This window comes from Saccharopolyspora sp. (genome assembly GCF_017434145.1).
Lineage (GTDB): Bacteria > Actinomycetota > Actinomycetes > Mycobacteriales > Pseudonocardiaceae > Saccharopolyspora_C > Saccharopolyspora_C galaxeae.
Map to the genome: position 1 here is coordinate 1 of NZ_JAFRFW010000063.1, position 1,755 is coordinate 1,755.

Here is a 1,755-nt window from a genome sequence, read left to right on the forward strand (position 1 = left end):
CGCGCGGGGACGTGGTGCGGCTGCGCGCCGAAACCCGCACCGCAGGGCGGGTGGCGCTGGCCGCCGACGTGACTCCGGCGGCCGTTGCCGATCTGGGGCTCGCGCTCGAAGACCAGGTTTTCTTCGTGGTCAAGGCCACCGAAGTAGCCATCCACCCCCTTTCCGATGGATCATCGGTCCCGTGACTGAGGTAGCGCCCTGGACGTACTTGATGGACATGGACGGCGTGCTCGTGCACGAGGAGCACATGGTGCCCGGAGCGGACCGGTTCCTAGCCGAGCTGCGCGAGCAGGGACTGCCGTTCCTGGTGTTCACGAACAACTCGATCTACACCCCGCGGGACCTGCGGGCGCGGCTGCTGCGCAGCGGGCTGGACGTGCCGGAGTCGGCGATCTGGACCTCCGCGCTGGCCACCGCGCAGTTCCTGGAGCAGCAGCGGCCCGGCGGTTCCGCGTTCGTCGTCGGTGAATCGGGGCTGACCACGGCCCTGCACAACATCGGCTACGTGCTCACCGACCGGGACCCCGACTACGTGATCCTCGGGGAGACCCGCACCTACAGCTTCGAAGCGATCACCAAGGCGATCCGGCTGGTCGAGGGCGGTTCGCGGTTCATCGCGACGAACCCGGACGAGAAGGGGCCGAGCCGGGAGGGCACGCTGCCCGCGACCGGTGCGGTGGCCGCGCTGATCGAGCGGGTGACCGGGCGCGGGCCGTACTACGTCGGCAAGCCGAACCCGCTGATGATGCGCTCGGCGCTGCGGGCGTTGGGCGCGCACTCCGAGAACACGCTGATGATCGGCGACCGGATGGACACCGACGTGCGCTCCGGTCTGGAGTCGGGCTTGCAGACGATCCTGGTGCTGTCGGGCATCTCCGGCGAAAGCACCGCGGAGCTGTTCCCGTACCGCCCGACGAAGGTGATCGGCTCGGTCGCCGACCTGGTCGGGAACACCAGCAACCCGTTCGCCATCTGAGCCCGGCCGCGGCCGATTCGCCGGTGGTGGACCCGTCCACCGGCCTATCGGTCCGGAGTGGGGGGCCCGTTCGCGAACAGGTCCCCCACTCCTGGTGCGACCGGGGTCAGCGGCCCGGGAGGGCGCGCGGGTCGTCGGAGTCGACGATCTGCTTGCCCATCGGCAGCAGCGAAACCGGGATGAGCTTGAAGTGCCCGACGCCCAGCGGGATGCCGATGATCGTGACGCACAGCGCGACGCCGGTGAGCAAGTGCCCGAGCGCGAGCCACCAACCGGCCAGCACCAGCCAGAGCACGTTGCCGAGCCCGGACATCGCGCCCGCGCCCGGTTCGTCCACGAGCCTGCGGCCGAACGGCAGCAACGCGTAGTTGGCCATCCGGACCGACGCGATGGCGAACGGGATCCCGATGATCGTGATGCACAGGATCAGCCCGGCGAGCAGGTAGCCGAGCGACATCCAGAGCCCGCCGAAGATCAACCAGACCACGTTCAGCAACAAGCGCATGATCACCATCGTGTCAGGCGTGCTGCGGCCGGGCTTCCGGCGGTGACCCCGAGTCGTCCCGGAGGGCGACCCCGAGGCACCGGGCCGGGGAGTCAGACCCGGAGGTCGCCTTCCAGCACGGTGACCGCCCGCCCGCGCAGCGCCACCCGGTCGCCGCGTGGCGTCGCCCGCACGAATCCGCCGCGCGGCGACGCCTGCTCGCCCACCAGCTCGCCGTCGCGTCCCAGCTCGGCTGCCCAGTAGGGCGCCAGCAGGCAGTCCGCCTCCCGCGCCA

At 70.6% G+C, this 1,755-nt stretch carries 3 protein-coding genes and 1 pseudogene; 2 read left to right on the plus strand and 2 right to left on the minus strand.

Annotation, left to right across the window (positions count from 1 at the left end; translation table 11 throughout):
• The coding region (locus IJH84_RS01635) for a TOBE domain-containing protein (protein WP_295139425.1) at positions 1–185 on the plus strand (185 nt) is incomplete at its 5' end.
• 26 nt (positions 186–211) lie between these two features.
• On the plus strand, positions 212–976 hold the full coding sequence (locus tag IJH84_RS01640) for an HAD-IIA family hydrolase (protein WP_200068703.1): 765 nt from the start codon (positions 212–214) through the stop codon (positions 974–976).
• A 106-nt stretch (positions 977–1,082) separates the two neighbouring features.
• On the opposite strand, the gene IJH84_RS01645 is transcribed toward IJH84_RS01640, so the two are convergent.
• Positions 1,083–1,481: a YccF domain-containing protein gene (locus tag IJH84_RS01645; protein WP_200068387.1), complete on the minus strand. Its 399-nt coding sequence runs from the start codon at positions 1,479–1,481 to the stop codon at positions 1,083–1,085.
• A 92-nt stretch (positions 1,482–1,573) separates the two neighbouring features.
• Positions 1,574–1,755 (minus strand): annotated as a pseudogene (locus IJH84_RS01650) (oxidoreductase); the annotation flags it as partial.